25 protein-coding genes and 1 pseudogene are annotated in these 25,313 nt (G+C 70.5%); 21 read left to right on the plus strand and 5 right to left on the minus strand.

The genetic code is table 11. The annotated features are described in order from the left end of the window. Positions 1-5: 5 nt before the first annotated feature. The 3 genes from J5X75_RS22975 to mshB form a co-directional block, all read right to left on the minus strand. Positions 6-473: a hypothetical protein gene (locus J5X75_RS22975; protein ID WP_208469557.1), complete on the minus strand. Its 468-nt coding sequence runs from the start codon at positions 471-473 to the stop codon at positions 6-8. Between the two features lie 69 nt (positions 474-542). Continuing rightward, positions 543-995 (minus strand): hypothetical protein, encoded by a 453-nt coding sequence (locus J5X75_RS22980; RefSeq protein WP_208469558.1) that lies wholly within the window; start codon positions 993-995, stop codon positions 543-545. Continuing rightward, complete coding sequence (mshB, locus tag J5X75_RS22985; RefSeq protein ID WP_307798213.1) at positions 992-1,858, minus strand: N-acetyl-1-D-myo-inositol-2-amino-2-deoxy-alpha-D-glucopyranoside deacetylase; 867 nt, start codon at positions 1,856-1,858, stop codon at positions 992-994. The genes J5X75_RS22980 and mshB overlap by 4 nt, the downstream gene beginning before the upstream one ends. Positions 1,859-1,951: 93 nt before the next feature. Here mshB and J5X75_RS22990 point away from each other — a divergent pair, with 93 nt between their 5' ends. The 7 genes and pseudogenes from J5X75_RS22990 (at position 1,952) to J5X75_RS23020 (ending at position 11,506) form a co-directional block, all read left to right on the plus strand. Further along, a complete protein-coding gene (locus tag J5X75_RS22990; RefSeq protein WP_307798214.1) occupies positions 1,952-3,709 on the plus strand; it encodes an alpha/beta hydrolase family protein in 1,758 nt (585 codons plus the stop codon). Positions 3,710-3,741: 32 nt separating this feature from the next. Then, positions 3,742-5,178, plus strand: a complete 1,437-nt coding sequence (locus tag J5X75_RS22995; RefSeq protein ID WP_208469560.1) for a TldD/PmbA family protein — start codon at positions 3,742-3,744, stop codon at positions 5,176-5,178. Further along, positions 5,175-6,626 carry a TldD/PmbA family protein gene (locus J5X75_RS23000; RefSeq protein WP_208469561.1) on the plus strand — a complete coding sequence of 484 codons (1,452 nt, stop codon included), beginning with the start codon at positions 5,175-5,177 and terminating at the stop codon, positions 6,624-6,626. Before J5X75_RS22995 ends, J5X75_RS23000 begins: the two co-directional genes overlap by 4 nt. A 193-nt stretch (positions 6,627-6,819) precedes the next feature. Next, positions 6,820-7,611, plus strand: a complete 792-nt coding sequence (gene sdhC / locus J5X75_RS23005) for a succinate dehydrogenase subunit SdhC (protein ID WP_208469562.1) — start codon at positions 6,820-6,822, stop codon at positions 7,609-7,611. Positions 7,612-7,622: 11 nt separating this feature from the next. After that, entirely contained in the window at positions 7,623-9,518 is a 1,896-nt protein-coding gene (locus J5X75_RS23010; protein WP_208469563.1) for a fumarate reductase/succinate dehydrogenase flavoprotein subunit, read from the plus strand. After that, a pseudogene (locus tag J5X75_RS23015) lies at positions 9,515-10,259 on the plus strand (succinate dehydrogenase/fumarate reductase iron-sulfur subunit); the annotation flags it as partial. The gene J5X75_RS23010 and the pseudogene J5X75_RS23015, both read left to right, overlap by 4 nt. A 677-nt stretch (positions 10,260-10,936) precedes the next feature. After that, positions 10,937-11,506 (plus strand): GNAT family N-acetyltransferase, encoded by a 570-nt coding sequence (locus J5X75_RS23020; RefSeq protein WP_208469565.1) that lies wholly within the window; start codon positions 10,937-10,939, stop codon positions 11,504-11,506. 66 nt (positions 11,507-11,572) lie between these two features. On the opposite strand, the gene J5X75_RS23025 is transcribed toward J5X75_RS23020, so the two are convergent. Beyond that, positions 11,573-12,328: a TetR/AcrR family transcriptional regulator gene (locus J5X75_RS23025; RefSeq protein ID WP_208469566.1), complete on the minus strand. Its 756-nt coding sequence runs from the start codon at positions 12,326-12,328 to the stop codon at positions 11,573-11,575. An 89-nt stretch (positions 12,329-12,417) separates the two neighbouring features. On the opposite strand from J5X75_RS23025, the gene J5X75_RS23030 reads away from it, so the two are divergent. The 12 genes from J5X75_RS23030 (at position 12,418) to J5X75_RS23085 (ending at position 23,979) form a co-directional block, all read left to right on the plus strand. Next, entirely contained in the window at positions 12,418-13,983 is a 1,566-nt protein-coding gene (locus J5X75_RS23030) for an MFS transporter (RefSeq protein WP_208469567.1), read from the plus strand. 9 nt (positions 13,984-13,992) lie between these two features. After that, positions 13,993-14,625 (plus strand): alpha-ketoglutarate-dependent dioxygenase AlkB, encoded by a 633-nt coding sequence (locus J5X75_RS23035; RefSeq protein WP_208469568.1) that lies wholly within the window; start codon positions 13,993-13,995, stop codon positions 14,623-14,625. A 114-nt stretch (positions 14,626-14,739) separates the two neighbouring features. After that, the gene (locus J5X75_RS23040; RefSeq protein WP_208469569.1) at positions 14,740-15,447 is read left to right on the plus strand and encodes an ABC transporter ATP-binding protein; all 708 of its coding nucleotides are present in this window, start codon (positions 14,740-14,742) and stop codon (positions 15,445-15,447) included. Between the two features lie 291 nt (positions 15,448-15,738). Then, on the plus strand, positions 15,739-16,458 hold the full coding sequence (locus tag J5X75_RS23045) for an ABC transporter ATP-binding protein (protein ID WP_208469570.1): 720 nt from the start codon (positions 15,739-15,741) through the stop codon (positions 16,456-16,458). Positions 16,459-16,460: 2 nt separating this feature from the next. After that, positions 16,461-17,339, plus strand: coding sequence for a branched-chain amino acid ABC transporter permease (locus J5X75_RS23050; protein ID WP_208469571.1), 879 nt, complete (start codon positions 16,461-16,463; stop codon positions 17,337-17,339). A 5-nt stretch (positions 17,340-17,344) separates the two neighbouring features. After that, positions 17,345-18,379, plus strand: a complete 1,035-nt coding sequence (locus J5X75_RS23055) for a branched-chain amino acid ABC transporter permease (protein WP_208469572.1) — start codon at positions 17,345-17,347, stop codon at positions 18,377-18,379. Continuing rightward, positions 18,376-19,641, plus strand: a complete 1,266-nt coding sequence (locus J5X75_RS23060) for an ABC transporter substrate-binding protein (protein WP_208469573.1) — start codon at positions 18,376-18,378, stop codon at positions 19,639-19,641. The genes J5X75_RS23055 and J5X75_RS23060 overlap by 4 nt, the downstream gene beginning before the upstream one ends. Before the next feature lie 46 nt (positions 19,642-19,687). Continuing rightward, the gene (locus tag J5X75_RS23065) at positions 19,688-20,434 is read left to right on the plus strand and encodes an SDR family oxidoreductase (RefSeq protein WP_208469574.1); all 747 of its coding nucleotides are present in this window, start codon (positions 19,688-19,690) and stop codon (positions 20,432-20,434) included. Next, the gene (locus J5X75_RS23070) at positions 20,431-21,210 is read left to right on the plus strand and encodes an SDR family oxidoreductase (protein WP_208469575.1); all 780 of its coding nucleotides are present in this window, start codon (positions 20,431-20,433) and stop codon (positions 21,208-21,210) included. Before J5X75_RS23065 ends, J5X75_RS23070 begins: the two co-directional genes overlap by 4 nt. Further along, positions 21,207-22,184 carry a phosphotransferase family protein gene (locus tag J5X75_RS23075; RefSeq protein ID WP_208469576.1) on the plus strand — a complete coding sequence of 326 codons (978 nt, stop codon included), beginning with the start codon at positions 21,207-21,209 and terminating at the stop codon, positions 22,182-22,184. Before J5X75_RS23070 ends, J5X75_RS23075 begins: the two co-directional genes overlap by 4 nt. Next, positions 22,184-23,383, plus strand: a complete 1,200-nt coding sequence (locus J5X75_RS23080) for an acyl-CoA dehydrogenase family protein (protein WP_208469577.1) — start codon at positions 22,184-22,186, stop codon at positions 23,381-23,383. The genes J5X75_RS23075 and J5X75_RS23080 overlap by 1 nt, the downstream gene beginning before the upstream one ends. Continuing rightward, positions 23,380-23,979 (plus strand): TetR/AcrR family transcriptional regulator, encoded by a 600-nt coding sequence (locus tag J5X75_RS23085; RefSeq protein ID WP_208469578.1) that lies wholly within the window; start codon positions 23,380-23,382, stop codon positions 23,977-23,979. The genes J5X75_RS23080 and J5X75_RS23085 overlap by 4 nt, the downstream gene beginning before the upstream one ends. Here J5X75_RS23085 and J5X75_RS23090 read toward each other — a convergent pair. Further along, a complete protein-coding gene (locus tag J5X75_RS23090) occupies positions 23,951-24,517 on the minus strand; it encodes a DUF6886 family protein (protein ID WP_208469579.1) in 567 nt (188 codons plus the stop codon). The genes J5X75_RS23085 and J5X75_RS23090 overlap by 29 nt on opposite strands. 57 nt (positions 24,518-24,574) lie before the next feature. On the opposite strand from J5X75_RS23090, the gene J5X75_RS23095 reads away from it, so the two are divergent. Both J5X75_RS23095 and J5X75_RS23100 read left to right on the plus strand, forming a co-directional pair. Further along, positions 24,575-24,952 carry a type II toxin-antitoxin system RelE/ParE family toxin gene (locus J5X75_RS23095; RefSeq protein WP_208469680.1) on the plus strand — a complete coding sequence of 126 codons (378 nt, stop codon included), beginning with the start codon at positions 24,575-24,577 and terminating at the stop codon, positions 24,950-24,952. Next, positions 24,949-25,302, plus strand: a complete 354-nt coding sequence (locus J5X75_RS23100) for a helix-turn-helix domain-containing protein (RefSeq protein ID WP_208469580.1) — start codon at positions 24,949-24,951, stop codon at positions 25,300-25,302. The genes J5X75_RS23095 and J5X75_RS23100 overlap by 4 nt, the downstream gene beginning before the upstream one ends. Positions 25,303-25,313: the final 11 nt, after the last annotated feature.

Genomic DNA, 25,313 nt, shown 5'->3' on the forward strand with positions numbered 1-25,313 from the left:
CCGGTTCAGCGGCCGACGACCCGGCGGGGGCGGCTCTTGCGGGCTTCGGTGAAGGCCTTCAGGGCGCGGGAGCGGTAGTCACGGCCCAGCATGACGGCGGTCCAGTAGCCCAGCAGGGTCCCGGCGATGGCGCAGGCGCCGTAGATCCAGATCTGGGCGAAGAAGTCGCCGGCGCCGTCGGCGAACGGGCCGTGGCCGCTGAGGAACGGTCCCACCAGGACGGTCAGGAGCATGCCGCCGAGCGCGCCGAAGGCCACGTCCGGCAGCCAGCCGGACGGCCTCTCCCGCTGCGAGCGGGCGAACGTGAGAACCGCGAGGACCAGCGCGATCACCGTGAACATGACGATCGTGGCGGCGCCCTGAGCGGAGTCGTCGCCGTCGAACGCGAACCGGATCACCAGCCGGGCCACCGCGTTGATCGCGAACAGGCCGAGCGCCAGCGCCGTGATCCTGAACCAGCGCTGCTGCCTCATCTCGTCCTCCAGGGAATCGACCGTGTGAATGTTCCGCCGGACATCTTCGCGGATGGCACACGGTGATTCCTAGAGGGTGCCTGAGAGTCCGCTGTCAGTCGCCGCCGGCACGGGCGGTGGTTTCAGGATCAACCGGTACGAGAACATGGCGAACGTCAGGCTGCCGGCCACCATCGTCACGAGGAAGACCCAGTTCGTCCCGCCGACCAGGTAGTCGCCGCCGGCCGTGCGGACGCCCGAGGCGGCCAGCATGACCAGCGTCCACAGCGCCCACGGCAGGGCCACCGCCCAGCGGCCGACCGTGGTGAGGGCGAACCAGGCGAGCGCCAGGTTGGCCCCGATCGCCACCGGGACGGCCAGGGGCAGCGGGAAGCCGCTCCCCTCGTACGGCGAGTCGCCGGCCAGCAGCGAGCCGACCGCACCCACCCGAAGCGCGCTGAGCTGTATCTCCAGGAACGCGGTGACCACCGTGGCGACGACCGCCACGGTGACGCCGGCCGCCCGGGTCGCGGAAGGGATCATGTGTCGAGGCCCGCGAACAGGTCGTTCTCCCAGCCGTACGGCCCGGAGCCGGGGCCGCGCTCGCCCTTGACCAGCGTGTAGTACTCCACGCCCATGAACTCGCCGCCGAAGTCGCCGGCGATCCCGTACAGCCAGGAGTTGTCCGGGATCTGGGTGGCGTGGGCGCGCATCGCCGCGGTCTTCTTGGCGTAGTGGTCGGTGCCGTCGATACGGGCCGCGATCTCCGCGTCCGGCGTGCCGAACGGCAGGTCCTCGGGCTTCTCCACGTCGGCGAACGGGTTGCTCTCCGAACCCCGGAACGCCTCCATGCCGTCGATCAGCACGCTCAGCGGCATGGCGGTCCAGTAGATCTTCTCCGGGCCGTCCGCTCCGGCCAGCTCGGCGGCGCGCATCGCGACCCGGTGGGCCTGGATGTGGTCCGGGTGGCCGTAGAAGCCGTTCTCGTCGTAGGTGATCATGACCTGCGGGCGGATCTCCCGCATGATCTCGACCAGGTGGGCGGCCGCCTCGTCCAGGTCGGCGCCCCAGAACGCGCGGGGGTGCCGGTTCGTCGGCAGGCCCATCATCCCGGAGTCGCGGTACCGTCCCGGACCGCCGAGCATCCGGTGGTCGGTGACGCCGAGCGCGGTGCAGGCACGCTCCCACTCGACCAGGCGGTAGCCGCCCAGCTGGTCCGCGTGCGCCGCGCCGAGCCGGGCCAGCTCCGGCACGTGGATCTCACCCTCCTCACCGAGGGTGCAGGTGACCAGGGTCACGTGGGCGCCGGCGGAGACGTAGTGCGCCATGGTCGCGCCGGTGCCGATGACCTCGTCGTCAGGATGGGCGTGCACCAGCAGCAGGCGGCGGGCTGGAAGGTCAGTCACGGCGGATACTGTACGCGCGACCAGCGCCGAACTCGCTTCACCAGCCCGCGGTTTGCCCGGCGCGAGTCGCCCTTGATCGGCGATGCTGGGAACGTGGAGTACCCGTACGCCGTGACCGTCGGTGCCGACGGCGCCCGAGTCGTGTTCCTCCGATCCGCCGAGTTGTGGCTGCTGGACGTGGCCTCCGGGACGGAACGCCGGGTCGCTGAGGGGCCGGTCAGCTCGTACGCCGCGGATCGCGACGCCCGTACCGCCGTGATCCTGCGTGACGGTGAGATGTTCCGCGCCGACCTGATCGAGGGCACGGTCGCCGCGGTGCCGACCGCCGGGCCCGCCCACGACGCCCGGCCCGATCCGCAGGGCCTGCGGATCGGGTACGTCACCGATCTCACCGGCGCGGCGTCGCTGCACGTCACCGGCCCGGAGGGGGACCGGCTGCTGGCCGGCGAGCCGGGCAACGCGTGGCGCGAGCACGGCGGCACCATCGCCTGGGGTGTGCCCGGCCCGGCGTCGGCCGAGTTCGGGCGGGACCGGGGCTGGTGGTGGTCGCCGGACGGGACCCAGATCCTGGCGGTGCGCAGCGCCCGTGCCGCCAGCCTGCACCTGCTCGACCTGGACTTCGGGTGGGTGGACGTGCACTGGGATCGGGAGACGTACCCGTACCTGGCCCAGGTGCGCTGGTCCGGCGGCGGCCCGCTGATCACCGTGCTGCGCCGGACGCAGCAGCACGGGCTGATCCTCTCGATCGACCCGCGTACCGGGGAGACACAGGTGCACGCGGAGCTGGCCGACGCCCGCTGGGTGGAACCCATCCCCGGCACCCCGCGCCACCTGCCGGACGGCCGGGTGCTGGTCGGCGGCGAACTGGCCCACGACGGCTTCGACGCCCGCTGCCTGTTCGCCGACGGCAGCCTGCTCACCCCGCCGGGGCTCTACGTGCGGCGGGTCGCCGGGACACTGCCGCACGACGGTGGGGCGGCCGGGGCGCCGGACCTGATCGTCGAGGGCAGCCTCGGTGACCCGGCGGTCCGGGAGGTGTTCCGGGTACGCACGTCGCTGGGCAGCGGCGGTCCGGAGGTGAGCCGGGTGGCCGTGCTGGGCGGCGCGGACCGGGTCACCGTGGGCGGGGACGTGTTGGTCGTCGGCGCGCAGGTGTGGCGCGGGGAGCAGCGGGTGGCGACGTTGCGCACGCCGGGGCCGCACCTGCCGTACCGTCCGGATCCGGCTCTGGAGCGGGTCACCGACCGGCGGTTGCCGGCCGCCGTGCTGTACCCCGCCGGTTTCGTCGCCGGGACCCGGCTTCCGGTCCTGGTCACCCTGGGCGAGGGGCCCGGGCACCAGCAGGTGGTCGCGGACCGCGCGGCCTGGCAGGAGCGCCGGCGCTGGGCCGACTCCGGCTTCGCCGTCGTCAGCATCGATTCCCGGGGTACGCCGGGGGTGGCGCCCAGTTTCGAGAAGGCGGTGCACCGCCGGCTCGCCGAAGTGATCCTCGCCGATCAGGCCGACGGTCTGCACGCGCTGCACGGCAAGCACCCGGACCTGGACCTGAGCCGGGTCTCGGTGCGCGGGCACGGGCTGGGCGGCTGGCTGGCCGCGATGGCCGTGCTGCGCCGCCCCGAGGTGTTCCACCGCGCGGTGGCCCGGGAGCCGGTCACCGACTGGGCCGACGTGCCGGTCCCGGTGGCCGAACGCTACCTGGGCGACCGGGCCGACTCGGCCGAGCTCTGGGCGCAGCACGCCCTGCGCGGCGGCTCCCCGGACGTGCTGCTGGTCGGCGCGGACCTGCCGGGCTTCCGGTCGGTCCCGGACGCCGGATTCGACGAGGAGCGCGCCTTCCTGCTGGACCACTGAAACTGTCGCACCCGGCGCATAGGGTCGGGTTCATGAGCCACTTCGATGAGGCGGGTGCGGCCGTGCAGGCCGCGCTCGACGCCGGCGCCCGTTATGCCGACGCACGCGTCATGGTGCGGCGGACCGAGGCCATGTCGGCACGTGACGGCGATGTGGAGGATCTGAGCTTCGACGAGAGCGCCGGCCTGGGCGTCCGTGCTCTGGTCGGGTCGAGCTGGGGGTTCTACGCCGTCCCGGATCTGTCCGGGCCCTCCGCCCGCGCGGCCGGCGAGCGGGCCGCCCGGATCGCCGCGGCCAGCGCCCTGGTCCGTGGGCCGGCCACCGAGCTGACGCCGGCTCGGCCGGTCACCGCGAGCTGGGCCGCCGACTACGTGATCGACCCGCTCGGCGTCCCGCTGTCCGACAAGGGTGACCTGCTGGTCCGGGCCACCGCCGCGGCGCGGGCGGCGGGCGCCGACGTGGCCGAGGCCAACTACGCGATCTGGGACACCCGCAAGTGGTTCGCCTCCAGCGAGGGCCACCGCATCGACCAGCACATCCGGGAGTGCGGCGCGGGCGTCACGGCGATCGCGATCGGTGACGGCGAGGTGCAGCGGCGGTCCTGGCCGTCGCACCGCGGCCAGTTCGGCACCCGCGGGTGGGAGCTGGTGGAGGAGCTCGACCTGGTCGGCAACGCCCCCCGGATGGCCGAGGAGGCGCGGGCGCTGCTGACCGCTCCGCTCTGCCCGTCCGGCGAGACCACCCTGGTGCTCGGCGGCGAGCAGCTGGCCCTCCAGATCCACGAGTCGGTGGGTCACGCCATCGAGCTCGACCGGATCCTCGGCTGGGAGGCGGCCTTCGCCGGCACCAGCTGGCTGGATCTGAGCCGGCTCGGCTCGCTGCGCTACGGCTCCGAGCTGATGAACATCACGATCGATCCCACCTTCCCCGGGGCCCTGGGCAGTTTCGGTTTCGACGACGAGGGCACCCCGGCCGCCAAGCGGCACGCGGTTCGCGACGGCGTCTGGGTGGGTGTGCTGGCCGGGCGGGACTCGGCGGCGGTCGCCGGGCTGGACTACGCGGGCAGCGTCCGTTCCGACGGCTGGTCCCGGCTGCCCATGGTGCGGATGACGAATGTCGGGCTGGAGCCGGGCCCGCACACCCTCGACGAGATCATCGCGGCCACCGGCGACGGCGTGTTCATGGACGTCAACCGCTCCTGGTCGATCGACGACCGCCGACTGAATTTCCAGTTCGGGTGCGAGATCGGCTACGAGATCAAGAACGGGAGGCTGGGCCGGATGCTGCGTAATCCGACCTACACCGGGATCGGTCCCCGGTTCTGGCAGTCGATGGACATGCTCTCCCACGAGACCGTCGCCTGGGGCACACCCAACTGCGGCAAGGGACAACCCGGCCAGATCGGCCACACCGGGCATCCGGCGGCGCCGGCCCGGTTCACCAACGTCCGGGTGGGGGTGCGCGCATGAGCGAGCCGTTCTCCGGGAGCGGGCTGGAGCTCGCCGCCCGGGTGATCGAGCTGGTCCGGGACGTGGCCGGGCGCGGCTGCGAGGCCGAGGTCAACGTGCGGCACGAGGCCGAGGCGCTGACCCGGTTCGCCAACTCGGCGATCCATCAGAACGTGGCCTCGGCCTCCACCGGGGTTCGGTTGCGCCTGCACACCGACGGGCGGACGGCCGGCGGCTCCACCACCCTGACCAGCGCCGACGGCCTGCGCACCCTGGTCGAGCGGACCCTGGCGGCGGCCCGGGTGAGCCCGGCCGACCGGTCCTGGCCGGGTCTCGCCCCGCCGGCCGCACTCCGGTTGTCGCCCGGCCATCCCGGCTCGGACGAGTGGTCCGGGTTCCCCTACGGCTTCGACGAGGCGACCGCCCGGGCCGACCCGGCCGAGCGCGCCGGCCGGGTCCGCGACTTCGTCGACGCGGCGGGCGGCCTGGAGACGGCCGGCTACTGCCGCACGCTGTCCGTGGCGGCCGCCTTCGCCAACACCGCCGGGCAGGCCGTCGAAGGCCGGACGACGGAGGCCGCGATGGACGGCATCGCCCGCGCGGACGGCGCGGACGGGGTGGCCCGGCTGGCCGCCGGCCGGCTCGCCGACCTGGACGGTGCGGTGCTCGGCGCCCGCGCCGCCGCCAAGGCCCGCGCCGCGCGCAACCCGGTCGAGCTGCCCCCGGGCGAGTACGAAGTGGTCCTCGAACCGGACGCGGTCTCCGACCTGCTGGAGAATCTCGCGGTCTTCGGCTTCGACGGCAGGGCACACCACCAGCAGCAGAGCTTCGCCGAGCTGGGCAAGGGACAGTTCGACCCGTCGGTGACCATCGTGGACGAGCCGCTCGGCGGCCGCGACGACCCGGCCGCCGACCTGCCGTTCGACGACGAGGGCACGCCCCGGCGCACGCTGGTGCTGGTGCGCGAGGGGGTGACCACGGCGGTGACCCATGACCGCGCCTCGGCCGCGCGGGCGGGCGCCGAGTCGACCGGGCACGCCTCGCCGGTGTCCCGCTCGTGGGGGCCGCACGCCAAGCACGTCCGTCTGGAGGCGGCGCCCGTTTCCGGTCACGATCCGTCGGCCGGCGGCGCCGAGCAGATCGCCGGATCGGCCCGGCCGCTGGTCGCCCGGATGCGCCGGGGCCTGCTGGTGACCGATCTTTGGTACACGCGGGTGCTCGACCCGAAGACCCTCGTGATCACCGGGCTGACACGTAACGGCGTCTGGCTCGTTGAGGACGGTGAGGTCACCGCGCCGGTGAGCAATCTTCGTTTCACCCAGTCCTACCCGCAGGCGCTGGGCCCCGGCCGGGTGCTGGGGATCGGCTCGTCGACGGTGCTGTTGCCGGAGCGGTGGGGCCGGTCCCGTTACGCCGCGCCGGCCCTGCATCTGGCCGCGTGGAACGTGACGGGGAACGCCTCCGGATAGATCCATTAACTTATCGGTTCCGATCTCTGCGATCCGGGATGGTGTTTTTGTGACCCGCCCCGCACAAGATGTCGGACCTTGGGCGTAACGTGTGCCCCACATCACCGTCACGGAGCGACGGCGGAGTGGGGCACCACTGTGTCCGTCCACCGTCGCCCGCGACCCTGCACACGGCACTGTCCAGGGAGATGGAATGACGACGACGGCAACGCGGCCGGGCGGCGGCAAGGCGCGTGCGGCGATCTCCGCGCGCACCCTGCGCACCGACCGGTGGTGGCTCGCGCCGCTGGTGACCTTTATCGGACTCGGGGCGTGGGTCACCTACGCGACCGTCCGGGTGTTCATGCACAAGTGGTTCTGGGTGGAGCAGTTCCACTACCTCACACCCTTCTATTCACCGTGTCTGACCGACCGGTGCGGTGACGCGGCGCTGTTCGGCACTCCCCTGCCGAACTTCTTCCTCATCCCGGAGGCGGCGTTCAGCCTGCCGTTCCTGCTGCTCTTCCGGTTGACCTGCTACTACTACCGGAAGGCGTACTACCGGTCGTTCTGGTTGTCGCCGCCGGCCTGCGCCGTGCCGGACGGGCACAAGACCTACTCCGGTGAGACCCGGTTCCCGCTGATCTTCCAGAACGCGCACCGGTACGCGTTCTACGCCGCCGTGATCATCTCGGTGATCAACACGTGGGACGCGGCCCTCGCGCAGAGCACCGGGCTCGGGCTGGGCAACGTGATCCTCTGGGTGAACGTGATCATGCTGTGGGCGTACACGTTGTCCTGCCACTCCTGCCGCCACATCGCCGGCGGCCGGCTCAAGCACTTCTCGAAGCATCCGGTGCGCTACCGCTTCTGGACCTTCGTCTCCAAGCTCAACACCCGGCACATGCAGCTGGCCTGGATCACGCTCGGCACGCTGGCGCTGACCGACTTCTACATCATGGGTCTCGCCGCCGGGTGGTATTCCGACCTGCGCATCATCAACTGAGGGGACGGGCGATGAGCACCGCGATCGAACGACACCGTTACGACGTCGTCGTGATCGGCGCCGGCGGCGCCGGACTCCGCGCGGCGATCGAGGCCCGGCTCGCCGGGAAACGGACCGCGATCATCTCGAAGTCGCTGTTCGGCAAGGCCCACACGGTGATGGCCGAGGGCGGCGCCGCCGCCGCGATGGGCAACGTCAACTCCAACGACAACTGGATGGTCCACTTCCGCGACACCATGCGCGGCGGCAAGTTCCTGAACAACTTCCGGATGGCCGAGCTGCACGCCAAGGAGGCGCCGGAGCGGATCTGGGAGCTGGAGACGTACGGCGCGCTCTTCGACCGTACGAAAGACGGAAAGATCTCCCAGCGCAACTTCGGCGGCCACGAGTACCCGCGCCTCGCCCACGTCGGCGACCGCACCGGCCTGGAGCTGATCCGCACCCTGCAACAGAAGATCGTCTCGCTCCAGCAGGAGGACTTCGCCGAGACCGGCAGCTACGACTCCCGGATCCGGGTCTTCCAGGAGACCACGATCACCGAGCTGATGCTGGACGGCGACCGGGTGGCCGGGGCGTTCGGCTACTACCGCGAGTCCGGTGAGTTCCTGCTCTTCGAGGCGCCGGCCGTGGTGCTGGCCACCGGCGGGGTGGGCCGCAGCTACAAGGTCACGTCGAATTCCTGGGAGTACACCGGCGACGGCCACGCGCTGGCGCTGCGCTCCGGGGCGACGCTGATCAACATGGAGTTCCTCCAGTTCCACCCGACCGGCATGGTCTGGCCGCCCAGCGTGAAGGGCATCCTGGTCACCGAGTCGGTCCGGGGCGACGGCGGGGTGCTGCGCAACTCCGAGGGCAAGCGGTTCATGTTCGACTACGTCCCCGACGTCTTCCGCAAGCAGTACGCGGAGACCGAGGAGGAGGGCGACCGCTGGTACGACGACCCCGACAACAACCGCCGCCCACCCGAACTGCTGCCCCGCGACGAGGTGGCCCGGGCCATCAACAGCGAGGTCAAGGCGGGCCGGGGCAGCCCGGCCGGCGGCGTGTTCCTGGACGTGTCCACCCGGCTGCCGGCCGAGCAGATCATCAAGCGGCTCCCGTCGATGCACCACCAGTTCAAGGAGCTGGCCGACGTCGACATCACCAAGGAGCCGATGGAGGTCGGGCCGACCTGCCACTACGTGATGGGCGGGGTCGAGGTCGATCCGGACACCGGCGCGGCCTTCGGCACGGTTCAGGGGCTGTTCGCGGCCGGCGAGGTGTCCGGCGGCATGCACGGGTCCAACCGGCTGGGCGGCAACTCGCTCTCCGACCTGCTCGTCTTCGGCAAGCGGGCCGGTGAGCACGCCGCCGCCTATGTGGACACGCTCGGCGTACGCCCGAAGCCCGCGAAGATCGACGTGGCCGCCGCGGCCGAGGTGGCGCTCGCCCCGCTGGCCCGCGCCGGCGGGGAGAACCCGTACACGTTGCAGCAGGACCTCCAGGCGGTGATGGGCGACCTGGTCGGCATCATCCGCCGTGCGGGCGAGCTGACCGACGCGCTCAAGCGCCTCCAGGAGCTGAAAGCCCGGGTGGCGAACGTGAGCGCCGACGGCGGCCGGCTCTACAACCCCGGCTGGCACCTGGCCCTCGACCTGCGCAACATGCTGGTCGTCTCGGAGTGCACCGCCAAGGCGGCGCTGGAGCGGGAGGAGTCCCGGGGCGGCCACACCCGCGAGGACTTCCCGAAGATGAGCCCGGAGTGGCGGCGGGTCAACCTGGTCTGCTCGCTCGACGAGGCCGGCGAGGTGCACCTGGAACGCAAGCCGGTCCCGCGGATGCGGGCCGAGCTGATCGACCTGTTCGACCGCAGTGAGCTGGCCAAATACATGACCGATGAGGAACTCGCCGAGGTGGAGGCAGAGTGAAACGCCACTTTCGTGTCTGGCGCGGCGACGCTTCCGGCGGTGAGCTGCGCGACTTCGACGTCGAGGTGAACGAGGGCGAGGTCGTCCTCGACATCATCCACCGCCTCCAGGCCACCCAGGCGCCCGATCTGGCCTGCCGGTGGAACTGCAAGGCCGGCAAGTGCGGCTCCTGCTCGATGGAGATCAACGGCATGCCGCGGCTCGGCTGCATGACCCGGATGTCGACGTTCACCGAGGACGAGACCATCACGGTCACTCCGATCCGGACCTTCCCGGTGATCCGCGACCTGGTCACCGACGTCTCCTTCAACTACGAGAAGGCGCGGGAGACGCCGGCGTTCGCCCCGCCGCCCGGCGTCGCCCCCGGCGACTACCGGATGCGGCAGGTCGACGTGGAGCGCAGCCAGGAGTTCCGGAAGTGCATCGAGTGCTTCCTCTGCCAGAACACCTGTCACGTGATCCGCGACCACGACGAGAACAAGCCGGCCTTCTCCGGCCCGCGCTTCTTCATCCGGGCCGCCGAGCTGGACATGCACCCGCTCGACGATCGCGCGGACCGCAAGGAGTACGCGCAGGCCAGCCAAGGTCTCGGCTACTGCAACATCACCAAGTGCTGCACCGAGGTCTGCCCCGAACACATCAAGATCACCGACAACGCGATCATCCCGATGAAGGAACGCGTGGTGGACCGCCGCTACGACCCCCTGGTCTGGCTGGGCCGCAAGATCTTCCGCCGCGACGAGCTGGAGTCGGCGTCCGCCAAGCCGTCGTCGGCCCATCCGTCGGCGCCCCATCCGCCGACGGCCAACCCATCAGCGGCCAACCCGCCGACGGTCAATCCGCCGATGTCCAGCGCCCGCCTCCCGCAGACGGCGCCGGTCGGCCCCGACGGCCACATGGACATCGCCGAACTCGTCGCCCCGCAGCAGGGCGGCCTGTCGCCCTTCGGCGAGGACATCGAGTTCCCGCTCCCGCCGGAGCAGATCTCCTACCACCACCCCGACCCGGACAAATCCCCCGACCATTGACCGGCGCGAGCGAGGCGGCGGGCTCCCCCTCGCCGTCTCGCTCCACCCCTTCCCCGGTACGACGTAAGCACCGCCCCACCACATCCGCTCCGTCCCGCCACCCTCCACGCGATCCACTGCCCGCCCAGCACCGAAGCGCACCCACCCTCGGCGAGATCCACCGCCACCCGGCGCCGAACCACCGCGCCCACCTTCCGCGATTTCCACTGCCGCACGGCGCCGAAGCGCACCCACCCTCCGCAGTTCCACCGCCGGCCGGCGCCGAACCGCGTCCACCCTCCCCAGTTCCACCGCCGGCCGGCGCCGAAGCGCGCCCACTCCCGCAGGCTTCACCACCCCCTCACGCCCGGTGCGTGGCCGCGTCGTGGGCGAAGGCCCTAAAGTCGCTGGGTGCCTCTTCTCACCACGCCGGCGCTTTCGCCGGGTTCGCTGTCCGCATCGGCGCAACCGGTCATCGACGGCGAGGGGTTGCGGTTGCGGCCGTGGCGGGAGACCGACGCCGACGCGGTCGTGGCGGGCTTCGCCGACCCGGCGATCCAGCGATGGCACTGCCGAAGCCTGAGCCGGGCCGAGGCACTCGAGTGGATCGCGCAGTGGCCGCTCCGCTGGCGGGCGGAGACGGACGCGGGCTGGGCGATCGTCGAGAACGACCAGGTCGTGGGCCAGACCGGCCTGCGGCACATCAGTCTCGACGAGGGTCTCGGGCACGTCTCCTACTGGGTGCTCCCGACAGCCCGCGGCCAGCGGATCGCACCTCGCGCCCTGACCGCTCTGACCCGTTGGAGCATCGGCGAACTCGGCCTGCACCGCCTGGAGCTGAGCCACTCCACCCACAACGCGGCCTCCTGCCAGGTCGCCCAGCGGTGCGGCTACCTCCTGGAGGGCACCAAACGCAGCGAGGCCCGCCATGCCGACGGCTGGCACGACATGCACCTGCACGCCCGCCTCGCCACCGACTGATCTAACTCGGAGGTAGACCTACTTCCTCCCGATTAGGGCCGCTTCGCGCAGCGGAGCAGCAGGGACTCAGCCGCCGGACTGAGCGGCTGAGGTGTCGCCGATGTGGTTGACCCGCCAGAGTTCGAGGCCGTCGAGGATCCGCTCCAGGCCGAAGGCGAAGCTCTGGTCCCAGACCTGTTCCGGGTCCATCTCGGTGACCCCGCTCTCCTGCCGCCAGCGCGCGTACTCGGGGTAGTCACCGGCGGTCTCCTCCAGGAACGGCTCCAACCGCTCACGGATCTCGGCTGCCGACTGCCCGGACCGGTGGACCGCGGCGGCGACCGCGGCCTCGGTGGTGGCCGCGCCGATCACGTGCGCGGTGATCAGCGAGTGCACGTGTGACAGGACGGGCCCGGTGAACCCGGCCGCCGACAGCAGAGCGACGCTGCGGTCGCCCATCCGCATCACGTTGGGCCCGATGGTGGGCCGCACCCCGAGCAGCCCGATCACCCAGGTATGACGTAGCAGCATGGCCCGCATGCCGTCGGCCATCACCGACACGCCGACCCGCCACGGGGTGTCGCCCGGCTCCGGCACGTAGATCTCTCCCATCACCTGGTCGACGGCCAGTTCGAGCAGGTCGTCCTTGTTCGCCACGTGCCAGTAGAGCGAGGTGGCGCCGGATCCGAGGCGGGCCCCGAGCCGGCGCATGCTCAGGCCGGCCGCGCCCTCCGCGTCGAGGAGTTCGATCGCCGCGCGCACGATCTGCTCCCGGCTGAGGGTCGGCTGACCGGTGCGCGGGCGAGCCGGGCGGGTCCACACCGAGTCGGTGAATTCGGGCATGAGGTCATCATAAAGTGACTCGCACAGTGTTCGAGTCCACTGGTACGGTGTTCGAGTCGAACCGAACGCTGTACGAGAGAGGCACGTCAATGCCCGACCGTCACCCCCGCCGCTGGCTGATCCTGGGCGTGCTCTGCCTGAGCCTGCTCGTGGCCGTCGTGGACAACATGGTGCTCAACATCGCCATCCCGGCCCTGATCCGCGACCTCGGCGCGAGCACCGCGGACATTCAGTGGATCATCGACGCCTACATCCTGGTCTTCGCCGGCGCACTGCTCACCGCGGGCAGTCTCTCCGACCGGCATGGTCGCCGCCTCGGCCTCGTCACCGGCCTCGCGCTCTTCGGTGGGGCGTCCGCACTGGCCACCATCTGCCAGACCCCCGGCCAACTGATCGCGGTCCGCGGCCTGATGGGACTGGGCGCCGCCTTCCTCATGCCGGGGACCCTGGCCATCCTCACCACGGTCTTCGCGGAGGACGAGCGGAAGAAGGCGATCGCGATCTGGAGCTCCGTGCTGATGCTCGGCGCGATCGGCGGCCCGACTCTGGGCGGCCTTCTGCTGGAGCATTTCTGGTGGGGCTCGGTCTTCCTGCTCAACATCCCGATCGTGGTGCTCGGCATCGCGGCCGCGGTGCTGATCATCCCGGAGTCCCGCGGCCCGGCCACCCGGCCCGACACGCTCGGCGCCCTGCTCTCCACCGTCGGCATGACCGCCCTGGTCTGGGGCGTGATCTCCGCACCCGAGCACGGCTGGCAGTCGGCGCGCACCATCGGCGGTTTCCTGCTCGCCCTGGTCGCACTCACCGGCTTCATCCTCTGGGAGCGCCGGACCGCCGAGCCGATGCTGCCGCTGTCGCTCTTCGGGGACCGCAATTTCCGGGGCGCGAGCCTGTCGCTCGTGCTGCTGTCCTTCTCGGCCGGTGGCGTGATGCTGGCGATCACGCAATACCTCCAGTTCGTCCTCGGGTACGAACCGATCCGGGCGGGCGCCGCCTTCATCCCGATGATCGTGACCACGATGGCCTTCAACGGGGTCGGCGTGGTGGTGGACAAGAAGTTCGGTGCCCGGGTGGCGCTGTCGGCGGGCCTCCTGCTGGTCGCCGGGGGCTTCGCGATCCTCTCGTCGCTGGACGCGAGCGATGGATACCCGACGCTCGCGGCGGCTCTGGTCGCCATCGGCATGGGCAGTGGCGTGGCGGCGCCGGCCGCGGTGGGAACGCTGCTCGGGGCGCTTCCACCGGAACGGGCCGGGGTCGGCTCGGCGGTCAACGACACCGTCCAGCAGGTGGGCACGGCACTGAGCGTGGCGATCCTGGGAAGTGTGCTGACCACGGCATATCGCGCGTCGATGCCGGCGGACGTCACCGGGCCGGCGCGTGACTCGCTCGGCGACGCGCTCGGGGTGGCCACGGCGACCGGGAACACCGGCCTGGCCGAGGCCGCACGAACCGCTTTCGTGGACGCCATCGCGGTCACCTCTCTCATCGGCGTGGTGGGTGGGATCGCCGCGGCGATCCTGGCCGCCGCGGTGTTGCGCCCGAAGCCTGCCACGAATCCGGAGGCGCCCGGCTCGTTGTCCACAGAAGCCGAATCGGTGAATCCGTTGTCCACAGGCTCGGAGATGAAGACCGCCGGAATCGAACGCCAGTACTAACATGGCGGCATGACCAGCGCCTACCAGCCTTCCATGCTCGATCTGCTGTCCGGCTCGGCCGCGGTCGAGTCGCTGACCGGCCACCTCACCCGCCACCACCTGACCGCCGGCGCCTGGGTCGACGTCCTGCCCGGCTGGCTGCACGGCTCCGACGCCGTCTTCGAGACGCTGCTCGGCATCGACTGGCGTGCCGAGCGGCGGCGGATGTATGACGACGTCGTCGACGTCCCACGGCTCCTCCGCTGGTTCCCGGCGGAGGAGCCGCTGCCACATCTCGCGCTGACCGCCGCCCGCACCGAGCTGAACAGGCATTACGCCGACGAGCTGGGCGAGGAGTTCATGACCGCGGGGATGTGCCTGTATCGCGACGGCCGCGACAGCGTGGCCTGGCACGGCGACACCATCGGCCGCTCCGCCACGCAGGACACCATGGTCGCCATCGTCTCGTTCGGCTCCCCACGGAACCTGCTGCTGCGACCACGCGCGGGCGGGCACGAGACGCTGCGTCTCCCCCTCGGGCACGGCGATCTGATCGTGATGGGCGGGTCCTGTCAGCGCACCTGGGAGCACGCCGTCCCCAAGACCGCGAAGCCGGTCGGGCCGCGGATCAGCGTGCAGTTCCGCCCCGCCGGCGTGGCCTGAGATAACAGGGTCATCGCAAGTGGTTGACGAGTCCGTCGAGAAAGTTACACTCCAAGTGTAAATAGTTGATCCTCCATCTCCACCTAGGATCTCCACCGGTCCGGCGAGGCGGCCATGTCAACAGATCCCCCGCTCAAGGAGCTCGCGCTCCACAACATCACGGTCCGCTTCGGCGGCTTGACCGCACTCGATGACGTCTCCCTGCGCGTGGCGCCGGGGCGGATCGTGGGCGTCATCGGGCCGAACGGCGCGGGCAAGACCACCCTTTTCAATGTCATCTGCGGCTTCGTGAACCCGACCTCCGGGTCGCTCACGCTGGACGGGCAGCCCTGGCGGCCCCGGCCGCACCATTTGAACCGTCTCGGTATCGCGCGGACCCTTCAGGGCGTCGGCCAGTTCGCCGGCATGACCGTCCTGGAGAACGTGATGGTCGGCGCACGCAACCGGCATGCCGAGCGGGAGGCGCTCACCGCCCTGGAGCGGTGCGGCGTCGCCCGGTACGCGGGCGCCCATCCCGGCGCTCTGCCGTACGCGATTCGTAAACGCATCGAGCTGGCGCGGGCGCTGGTCGCCAAGCCACGCATTCTGATGCTCGACGAGCCGGCCGGCGGGCTGGACTCCGATGAGATCCGCTGGCTCGGCACCCTGATCAAGGAGGTCGGCACCACGGTTCTGCTGGTCGAGCACCACATGGACCTGGTGATGTCGGTCTGCGACGAGATCCTGGTGCTCGATTTCGGCAAGTCGATCGCGCTCGGCACCCCGGGCGAGATCAGCGAGAACCCACGGGTGACCGAGGCCTATCTCGGCGCTCCGGCCTGACCCGGGGCGCCGTTTCCCTACCGGGCTGACGACCCGGCCACGTTGAAATCTCTCGCGGTACCGGTCTTTTCCGCACCACGGGCCAGGCCGGCCTCTCATTTCGCATATCCGGAAAGCCGGGCATCACCCGGCTCTCCTCGGCATACCCACCGAGCGGCCCCGAAGGAGGAGCGCCGATGATCACCCGTACCCCGGCACCGGCCGGAGACGCCCCATGAGCGAGCTCGCGAGCGCATCATCGGGCCTGGTCCGGAGCTCACGGCAACGCCGGAGCGCACCGGAGGCGTCGCCATGACCGGGGCGTTACTGCAGGTCGACGGCCTGACCGCCGGGTACGGCGCGGCACCGGTCCTGCACGACGTCGGTCTCACCGTCCAACCGGGAGAGATCGTCGCCGTGCTCGGGGCGAACGGCGCGGGCAAGACCACTCTCCTGCGCACCCTCTCGGGCCTGGTACGCAGCTCGCGTGGCCGGGTCGTCTTCGACGGCGCGGACCTCGCCGGCACCAAGGTGGAACACCTGGTGCGGCGGGGCATCGCGCACGTCCCGGAGGGACGCGGCGTGGTCACCGAACTGACCGTGGACGAGAACCTGCGGCTCGGCGGGCTCTGGCGGCGCGATCGGGCGGATGCCCGAAAAGCGCTCGACGAGGTCTACGAGCTGTTCCCGTCGCTGGCACAACGTCGCGGCTTCGCCGGCCATCAACTGTCCGGCGGTGAGCGGCAGATGCTGGCCCTGGGCCGGGCACTGGTCGGGCGGCCGAGGCTGCTGCTGCTCGACGAGCCGTCGCTGGGTCTCGCGCCGAAGGTGACCGGCCAGATCATGGCGCTGCTTCGTGACCTGCGGGAACGCACCGGGCTGGCGGTTCTGCTGGTCGAACAGAACGTCCGCAGCGCCCTCTCCATCGCCGACGAGGGCGTGGTGCTCGCGCTGGGCCGGGTGGTGGCCCGCAACCGGGCGTCGGTGTTGCGCGACGACGCCGATCTCCGTCACGCCTACCTGGGGTTCTAGCGATGGACCGATTCATCTATCTGACCTTCGACGGGCTCAGCCGCGGCCTGGTCTACGCCGCGTTCGCCCTGGCCCTGGTCCTGATCTGGCGCGCCGCGCGGATCGTCAACTTCGCGCAGGGCTCGATGGCGGTGGCCGCCGTCTACGTCGCCTACTCGGTGACGAACGCGACCGGGTCCTACTGGCTCGGGTTCGTGGTCGCCCTGCTGGCCGGGCTCCTGCTCGGCGTCCTGGTCGAACGAGTGGTGATGCGATTCGTCGACCATTCTTCACCGCTCAACGGGGTGGTGGTGGCGCTCGGCCTGGTCCTGGTTCTGCAGGGCACGCTCGGCATCGTCTACGGCAACGAGTACCAGCCGGTGGAGACGCCGTTCAGCCGGGACGCGTTCGAGGTGGGCGGGATCGCGATGCTGTCGCGGTACGACCTGTTCGTCTTCGCCGCGGTGGGCACGGTGGTCGTCGTTCTCACGCTGCTCTTCACTCGTACGGCGGTCGGCCTGCGGATGCGGGCGGCGGCCTTCGCACCGGACGTGTCCCGCCTGCTCGGCGTCTCGGTGGGCGGCATGTTGACGCTCGGCTGGGCGCTGGCGGCGGCGGTCGGGTCGCTCGCCGGGATGCTGGTCGTCCCCACCGAGCTGGGCGTCCACCCGACCGCCATGGACGTCGTCTTCGTCTCGGCGTTCACGGCCGCGGTGGTCGGCGGTCTGGACAGCCCGATCGGTGCGGTCGTCGGCGGCCTGGTCGTGGGTCTGCTGCTGTCGTACGTCAGCGGATACATCGACGTCACGGTCGCCCCGATGGCGATCCTCGCCCTGCTCGTGCTGGTGCTGCTCGGCAAGCCGGGCGGCCTGTTCTCCAGTTCGAAAGCGAGGGTGGCGTGACGGGCATGACGGACATGCAGCAGAAGGCGAGCGCGTCGACCGTACCGGAAACGGGTTTGAACGTGCCGAAGCGCCGGCGGCGCCCGCACCCGGCCCTGGTGATCGTGGCCGGCGGGATTCTGGTGGTGGCGCTGACCTATGTGCTGCCGCCGTTCCGGAACTACCAGCTCGCCACGATGGGCGCCTACTTCTGCGTCACCGCGGGCCTGACCGTCCTCACCGGACTGAACGGCCAGTTGTCGCTGGGGCACGGCGCGCTGATGGCGACCGGCGCCTACACCCTGGCACTGACGCAGAACAGGTGGGTGAACCTGCCGCTCAGTTTCGCCGTGGCGGTTCTGGTGACGACCGCCGCCGGCGCGGTGATCGGCCTGGCCGCGGCCCGGCTGCGCGGCCCCTATCTGGCCGGCCTCACCCTGGCCGTGGCGATCGTGGTCCCGTCGGTGACCAGCACGTTCGACGAGACGTTCAACAGCGACCAGGGCCTGTCGGTGATCCTGAACCCGCCGCCGGAGACGATCCCGATGGAGCGCTGGCAGGCGTGGTTGTGCTGGGGTGCGGCGCTGGTCGTGGTGCTGCTGCTGGCGCTGCTGATCCGTGGCCGGTTCGGGCGGGACCTGCGCGCCGTCCGCGACGACGAGACCGCCGCCAAGCTGGCCGGGATCAACATCGCACGGACCCAGGTGCTGGCGTTCGTGGTGAGCGCCGTCTGCGCCGGTGTCGCCGGCGCGCTGTTCGCCGTCCTCGCGCAGAGCGTCTCACCCGGCGCGTTCCCGCTGACGCTCTCCCTGTTCCTGGTCATGGCCATCGTGATCGGCGGGCTGGGAAGCCTGTTCGGCGCCCTGTGGGGCGCGGTTCTGCTGGTGCTGCTTCCCACGCTGGCCCAGTCCGTCGGTGAGCAGACCGGATCGCAGCAGCTCGAGGGCAACCTCGCGCTCGTCGTCTTCGGTGTGGTGCTCGTCGTCGTCATGCTCGCCGCCCCCGGCGGCCTCGCATCCATCCCATCTCGAATTTCACGTCTTATCAGGAGGAATCGATGAAACGTACGGCGACGGCGGCTCTGGCCGTCGTGCTGCTCGCCACCGCGGGCTGCACGGGCGAGAGCGACGGCAGCGGTTCCAGCAGCGGGAGCGTGCCGGGTGTGACCGACAGCGAGATCGTGGTCGGCACCCACATGCCGCTGACCGGTCCGGCCGCGGCCGGCTATTCGAAGATCGCGCCGGCCACCAAGGCGTACTTCGACTACGTGAACGCCAACGGCGGCGTGCACGGCCGGAAGATCAGCTACAAGATCAAGGACGACGGCTACAACCCGGCCAACACCCAGACCGTGGTGCGCGAGCTGGTGCTCCAGGACAAGGTCTTCGCGATCCTCAACGGCCTGGGCACCCCGACGCACACCGGCGTCCTCGACTTCCTCAAGACCAACCGGGTGCCGGACCTCTTCGTGGCCAGCGGCAGCCGCAGCTGGAACCAGCCGGACAAGTACCCGGGCACGTTCGGCTTCAACCCGGACTACACGGTCGAGGGCAAGATCCTCGGCACGTACGTCAAGGAGAACCTGGCCGGCAAGAAGACCTGCTTCCTGGGCCAGGACGACGACTTCGGCCGGGACAGCCTGGCCGGTATCGAGAAGATCCTCGGCCCGGTGGCGGCCAAGGAGAGCTATGTGACGAGCAACCCGAACGTGGGCCCGCAGATGGGCGCGCTGAAGGCGGCCGGCTGTGAGGTCGTGGTATTGGCGACTGTGCCCGGTTTCACTGCCCTGTCGATCGGCACGGCTGCGAAGATTGCGTTCAAACCGCAGTTCGTGGTCAGCAACGTCGGCGCCGACCCGACCACCGTCGGAAAGACGCTGGGCGCCGCCGCACCCCTGATGGAGGGTCTGGTGGCAGCCAACTACCTGCCGCTGAACAACGACGATGCCAACCCGTGGATCCAGCTGTTCAAGAAGGTGAACGCGGCGCACAACGGCAACGCCGAATTCGACAACAACGTCGTCTACGGCATGTCGGTCGGCTACCTGTTCGTGCAGGCGCTCCAGGCCGCCGGCAAGGACCTGACCCGCGACAAGATCATCGAGGCCGTGCAGAAGAACGGCTTCCAGGGCCCGGGGTCGGTGCCGCTGCGGTTCTCCGCACAGGACCACTCGGGATACGGCGGAGAGCAGCTCACCAAGATCCAGGGTGGTAAGGCGGTGTACTTCGGTACGCCGTACACGACTGACGACAAGGACGCCCCGGTCGCGCCGTACACGGGTCAGCCTGTGGCTCCGCCGCAGAGTGGCGTACCGGCCGCGTAGTATCTGCACTCGGACTGCAAAAACAGGACTTCAGGAGGTTTGAGCGATGGCGGACCAGATAGCGATCGTGACCGGGGCAAGCCGCGGAATCGGGTTCGCCATCGCCCAGCGATTCGTCGCACAGGGAGCGAAGGTCGCGATCACCGGCCGTGACGCCGACGCCCTCGAGGCCGCGGTGAAGGAGCTCGGCGGCCCCGAGGTGGCCCTCGGCGTGGCCGGCAAGGGCGACGACCCGGCGCACCGGGCGGCCGTGGTCGACGCGGTGCGGAAGCGGTTCGGGCCGGTCACCACACTGATCAACAACATCGGGATCAACCCGGCGTACGGGCCGCTGGCCGGCCTCGACCTGAACGCGGCCCGCAAGATGGCCGAGGTGAACCTGATCGGCACGCTCGGCTGGATCCAGGAGGCGCTGCGCGGCGGGCTCGCCGACGCCGGCGGCTCGGTGGTCAACATCTCCTCGGTCTCCGGCGTGCGCCCCGCGCCCGGGATCGCCTTCTACGGCACCACCAAGGCCGCACTGATCCACCTCACCGAAGAACTCGCGGTCGAGCTGGCCCCGAAGATCCGGGTCAACGCGGTCGCGCCCGCGGTCGTGAAGACCCGGTTCGCCAGCGCCCTCTACGAGGGGCGGGAGGCGGAGGTGGCGGCCACGTATCCGCTCAAGCGGCTCGGCAACACCGACGACGTGGCCGGCACCGTGGCGTTCCTCTGCTCGCCGGACGCCGCCTGGATCACCGGGCAGACGATCGTCATCGACGGAGGCCTCACCCTCACCGGGGCCGTCCAGTGAAGCGGGTCGTGGTCACCGGCGCCGGCGGCGGGATCGGGGCGGCGCTGGCCCGCCGGTTCGCCGCCGACGGCGCCCGGGTCGTGGTCAACGACCTGAACGGCGACGCCGCCCGCTCGGTCGCCGGGGAGATCGGCGGCATCGCGGTGCCCGGCGACGCGGCCAGCGAGGCCGACGTCCAGCACCTGATCGACACCGCCTGGAACGAGCTGGGCGGCATCGACCTGTTCTGTTCCAACGCCGGAGTGCTGTCGTCCGGTGACGAGACGACGCCGGACGCGCAGTGGCAGCGCGACTTCGGGGTCAACGTGATGTCGCACGTCTACGTGAGCCGGGCACTGCTGCCACGCTGGCTGGACAGCGGGGAGCCGAAGCGCCTGTTGATCACCGTGAGCGCGGCCGGCCTGCTGACCCTGCTGGGCAGCGCCACCTACTCGGTCACGAAGCACGCGGCGCTGGCCTACGCCGAGTGGCTGCGAGCGACGTACGCCCATCGGGGTCTGATCGTGCAGGCGCTCTGCCCGCAGGGCGTGCGCACCGACATGCTGACCCGCGGCAACGAGAGCGGCAGCGGGTCCGCGTCGCTGCTCGCCGAGGGGGCGCTGGCCCCGGAGACGGTCGCCGACCTGGTCGCCGATTCGCTGGGCGGCGAGGGTTTCCTGATCCTCCCGCACGCGGAAGTCGAGGGCTACTACCGCTTGCGCGCGAGCGATCCGGACCGTTGGCTGGGTGGCATGAACAGACTTCAGCGCGGTTTCGAGCGGCAGGCGTCCTCGTGAAGGGCCTCGACCTGGAGAAACTTCAGGCCTATCTGGACAGCCCGCCGCTATCCGGGACGATGTTCGCCGGTGGCAAGTCGAACCTGACGTACGCGGTCACCGACGGCGTCAACCGGTGGGTGCTGCGCCGCCCGCCGCTGGGTCACGTGCTGCCCACCGCCCATGACATGGCCCGCGAGCACAAGGTCCTCGACGCCCTCTCCCAGGCCGGGTTCCCGGTGCCGAAGCCGGTGCTGCTCTGCACCGACACCGAGGTGATCGGGGCGCCGTTCTACCTGATGGAGCACGTCGACGGCACCATCTACCGGGACGCCGCCGGCCTCTCCCCCACCGAGTTCCGGGAGCTGACGTTCACGCTCGTGGACACCCTCGCCGACCTGCACGCTCTCGACCCGCAGGCGATCGGGCTCGGTGACTTCGGCAGGCCGGAGGGCTTCAACGCCCGGCAGGTGCGCCGCTGGAAGCAGCAGCTCGACGCGTCCCGCAGCCGGGAGCTCTCCGGCATCGACGAGCTGCACGCCCGTCTCGCCACCGACATCCCGGACGGCGCCGGAGCCGTGGTGCACGGCGACTTCCGGCTCGACAACGTGCTGGTCAGCGACAAGCTGACGGTGAACGCGGTGCTGGACTGGGAGATGTCCACACTGGGCGACCCGCTCAGCGACCTGGCGCTGATGCTGGTCTACGCCGGGCGCCCGCTGCTGGAGCGCGACGGGGTGGCGGTGGCTCCGATCGACATCCCGGGGCACCCCACCCTCGACGAGATCTCCTCCCGGTACGCCGAACGGAGCAAGCGGGACGTCAGCGACCTGCACTGGTACGTGGGTTTCGCCGCCTTCAAGCTCGCCGTCATCCTCGAGGGCGTGCACTACCGCTACACCAAGGGTCAGACGGTCGGCCCCGGCTTCGACACCGTCGGGGCGATGGTTCCCACCCTGGTCGAGCAGGGCCACCGAGCGCTGGAAGGACACTGATGGACTTCGAGTACGACGCGAAGACCGAGGACTACCGCAAGAGACTGCTCGCCTTCATGGACGAGTACGTCTACCCCGCCGAGTCCTCGTTCCACACCGACGGCTGGGAGCCGCCCGCGATTCTGGCGAGCCTGAAGGAGGCCGCCAAGGAGGCCGGGCTGTGGAATCTCTTCCTTCCCGGTGAGCACGGCGCGGGCCTGACGAACCTCCAGTACGCGCCGCTCGCCGAGATCACCGGCCGCAGCCCGGCGGTGGCGCCGGCAGCGCTCAACTGTGCCGCCCCGGACACCGGAAACATGGAGGTGCTCGCCGAGTTCGGCACTCCGGAGCAGCAGGAACGCTGGCTCAAGCCGCTGCTGGCCGGGGAGATCCGGTCCGCCTTCGCGATGACCGAGCCGCAGGTCGCGTCGTCGGATGCCACCAACATCGGCACCCGGATCGAGCGGGACGGCGACGACTACGTCATCAACGGGCGCAAGTTCTACATCACCGGCGCGATGAACCCGAACTGCAAGATCTTCATCGTGATGGGCAAGACCGATCCGGCCGCCGCACGGCACGTGCAGCAGAGCCAGATCCTGGTGCCCCGGGACACGCCGGGCCTGACCGTCAAGCGCGGCATGACGGTCATGGGCTACACCGACGGCGACCACGGCGGCCACGCCGAGTTGATCTTCGAGAACGTACGGGTGCCCGCCGCCAACCTGATCGGCGTCGAGGGTGGCGGCTTCGCCATCTCCCAGGCCCGGCTCGGCCCCGGCCGGATCCACCACTGCATGCGGCTGATCGGCATGGCCGAGCGGGCGCTGGAACTGATGTGCACCCGGGCGCTGGCCCGCACCACGTTCGGCAAGACCCTCGCCGAGCAGGGCGTCATTCAGGACTGGATCGCCGAGTCGCGGGTCCGTGTCGAGCAGGCCCGTCTGCTGGTGCTCAAGGCCGCCTGGCTGATGGACACGGTCGGCAACAAGGGCGCGCACACCGAGATCCAGGCCATCAAGATCGTGGTGCCGTCCGCTGTGGAATGGATCCTCGACAAGGCGATCCAGACGCACGGCGCGGCCGGGCTCAGCCAGGACACCCCGCTCGCCGGGCTCTGGGCCAGCGCCCGCATGCTGCGCCTGGCCGACGGCCCGGACGAGGTGCACAAGCGTTCCCTGGCCCACCGGGAGCTGAAGCGTTACCGGAGCGGTTCGTGACCACACCCCCCACCCGCGTCGACGGTCGCACCGCACGGTCCGAGCGGACCCGTAACGCGATCGTCGACGCGCACCTCCGGCTGATCAGCGAAGGGGACATGCGCCCCACCGCCGACCGGGTGGCCAAGCTGGCCGGGGTGTCGCTGCGCGCCCTGTGGAGCCACTTCGCCGACATGGAGGCGCTGATGGCCGCCAGTGGTCAGCGTGTTCTGGATCAGCGCGACGCGTCGTACCGGCCGATTCCGGCGGATCTTCCGCTGGCCGAGCGGATCGAGGCGTTCAGCCATCAGCGGGCCCGCCTGCTGGAGGAGATCGGGCCCGCCGCGCGGGCCTCCGCGCTCAAGGAGCCGTTCTCGGCCGGATTGCAGCGCTATCGCAAGTTGCACACCGCGCGGGTCCGGGACGAGCTGACCAGCACTTTCGGTCACGAGATCGGCAACGACGAGGATCTGCTCAACGCTCTGACCGCGGTCAGCCTCTGGCCGACGTGGGCCTCGTGGCGCGACGGCATGGAGCTGTCGGTCGAGTCGGCCCGGTCAGCCCTGGCCCGCACGGTGGGCGCGCTGATCAACCCGGGCGCGGCAGCCCGCATTTGACGAACCGGGGCTGAGCGTTGCGCAATCGGATGCCGCTGAAACCCACGGTGCCGGCGGTGACCTGGTCCCAGAACGGCCACAGGTCGTCGAGGATGCGCAGCTGGATCCCGGCCTCGGCGTGGCGGGCGATCAGGTCGCCGACCGGTTCGGGCGGGCCCAGCGGCTCGACCGGATCGGTCGCCACCCACGCGTACGGGTAGGGCTCCCCGAACGGGCGGAACCGGTCGGCGGGCAGGCGGTAGGCGTACAGGGTGGTGGCGCGCACGGCGTCCAGCCAGGCGTACTCGATGGCGTGCACGCGTGTCCCGCAGCCCGCGCCGATGATCCGGTCCCGGTCCGCGCCGGTGGTGACGCCGGGCCGCACCCAGGCCATCGCGCGCGGGCACTGCCGTGGGAACCAGTAGGCGGGCGCCTGCTCGTGATCGACGGCCCAGACGTACGCCTCAGGCTGTCGCGCCGTCGCCGCCACGTGCGGCACGAAGGCCCGGATTCCGGAGTCCTCCGAGAAGTGCAGGACCTGTCCCGCTTCTGGACGCATCCGACCTTTCTATCGCACAGTCAGTCCGCCTCGCGGGTATAGAATTATCTAACCTCCATCGACGTGGAGGAGTGGGAGATCCGAGTCACGCATGAATTCCTGGCCTGGGCCGAAACCCTGGACGCGGGTTCATACGACCAGATAACAGCGGCCATCGACCGGCTCGCCGAGGACGGGCCCGGCCTGGGCCGCCCCTACGTCGACCGGGTCGAAGGGTCACGCATACACAACATGAAGGAACTACGCCCCGGTTCCGCCGGGCGGACTGAGATCCGGATCCTGTTCGTGTTCGATCCCTGGCGATCGGCGATCCTGCTGACCGCCGGAGACAAGTCGGGCAACTGGTCCGGCTGGTACCGGCAGGCCATCCCGCGCGCCGAGGAGTTGTACCAGAGGTATCTGCAAGAACGCCAAGACGAGGAGCGAAACCGATGACCGAATTCCCGCTGTGGAAGGACGTCCGCGCCGAGTTCGTCGAGAAGGCGGGTGGCGAGGAGCGGATCGCCGAGGCTCGCCGCCGCCAGCAGGCCTACATCGACGGCTACCGCCTCGCCGAACGTCGTAAGGCGTTCGGGCTCACCCAGGCCGAGGTGGCCGAACGGATGGGTGTCACCAAGGGCCGGGTCTCGCAGATCGAGAACGGCGACGTGTCCACCGTCGATGCCATCGCACGTTATGTCCAGGCGCTCGGCGGCCATCTCCAGATCGCCGCCGTCTTCGGCGACGACCTCTACATTCTGCGCAGCACCGAGACCGACGAGGCCGCCCGGTCCGACGCGGCTTGAGATCGTCCGGA

This window comes from Actinoplanes flavus (assembly GCF_017592555.1).
Lineage (GTDB): Bacteria > Actinomycetota > Actinomycetes > Mycobacteriales > Micromonosporaceae > Actinoplanes > Actinoplanes flavus.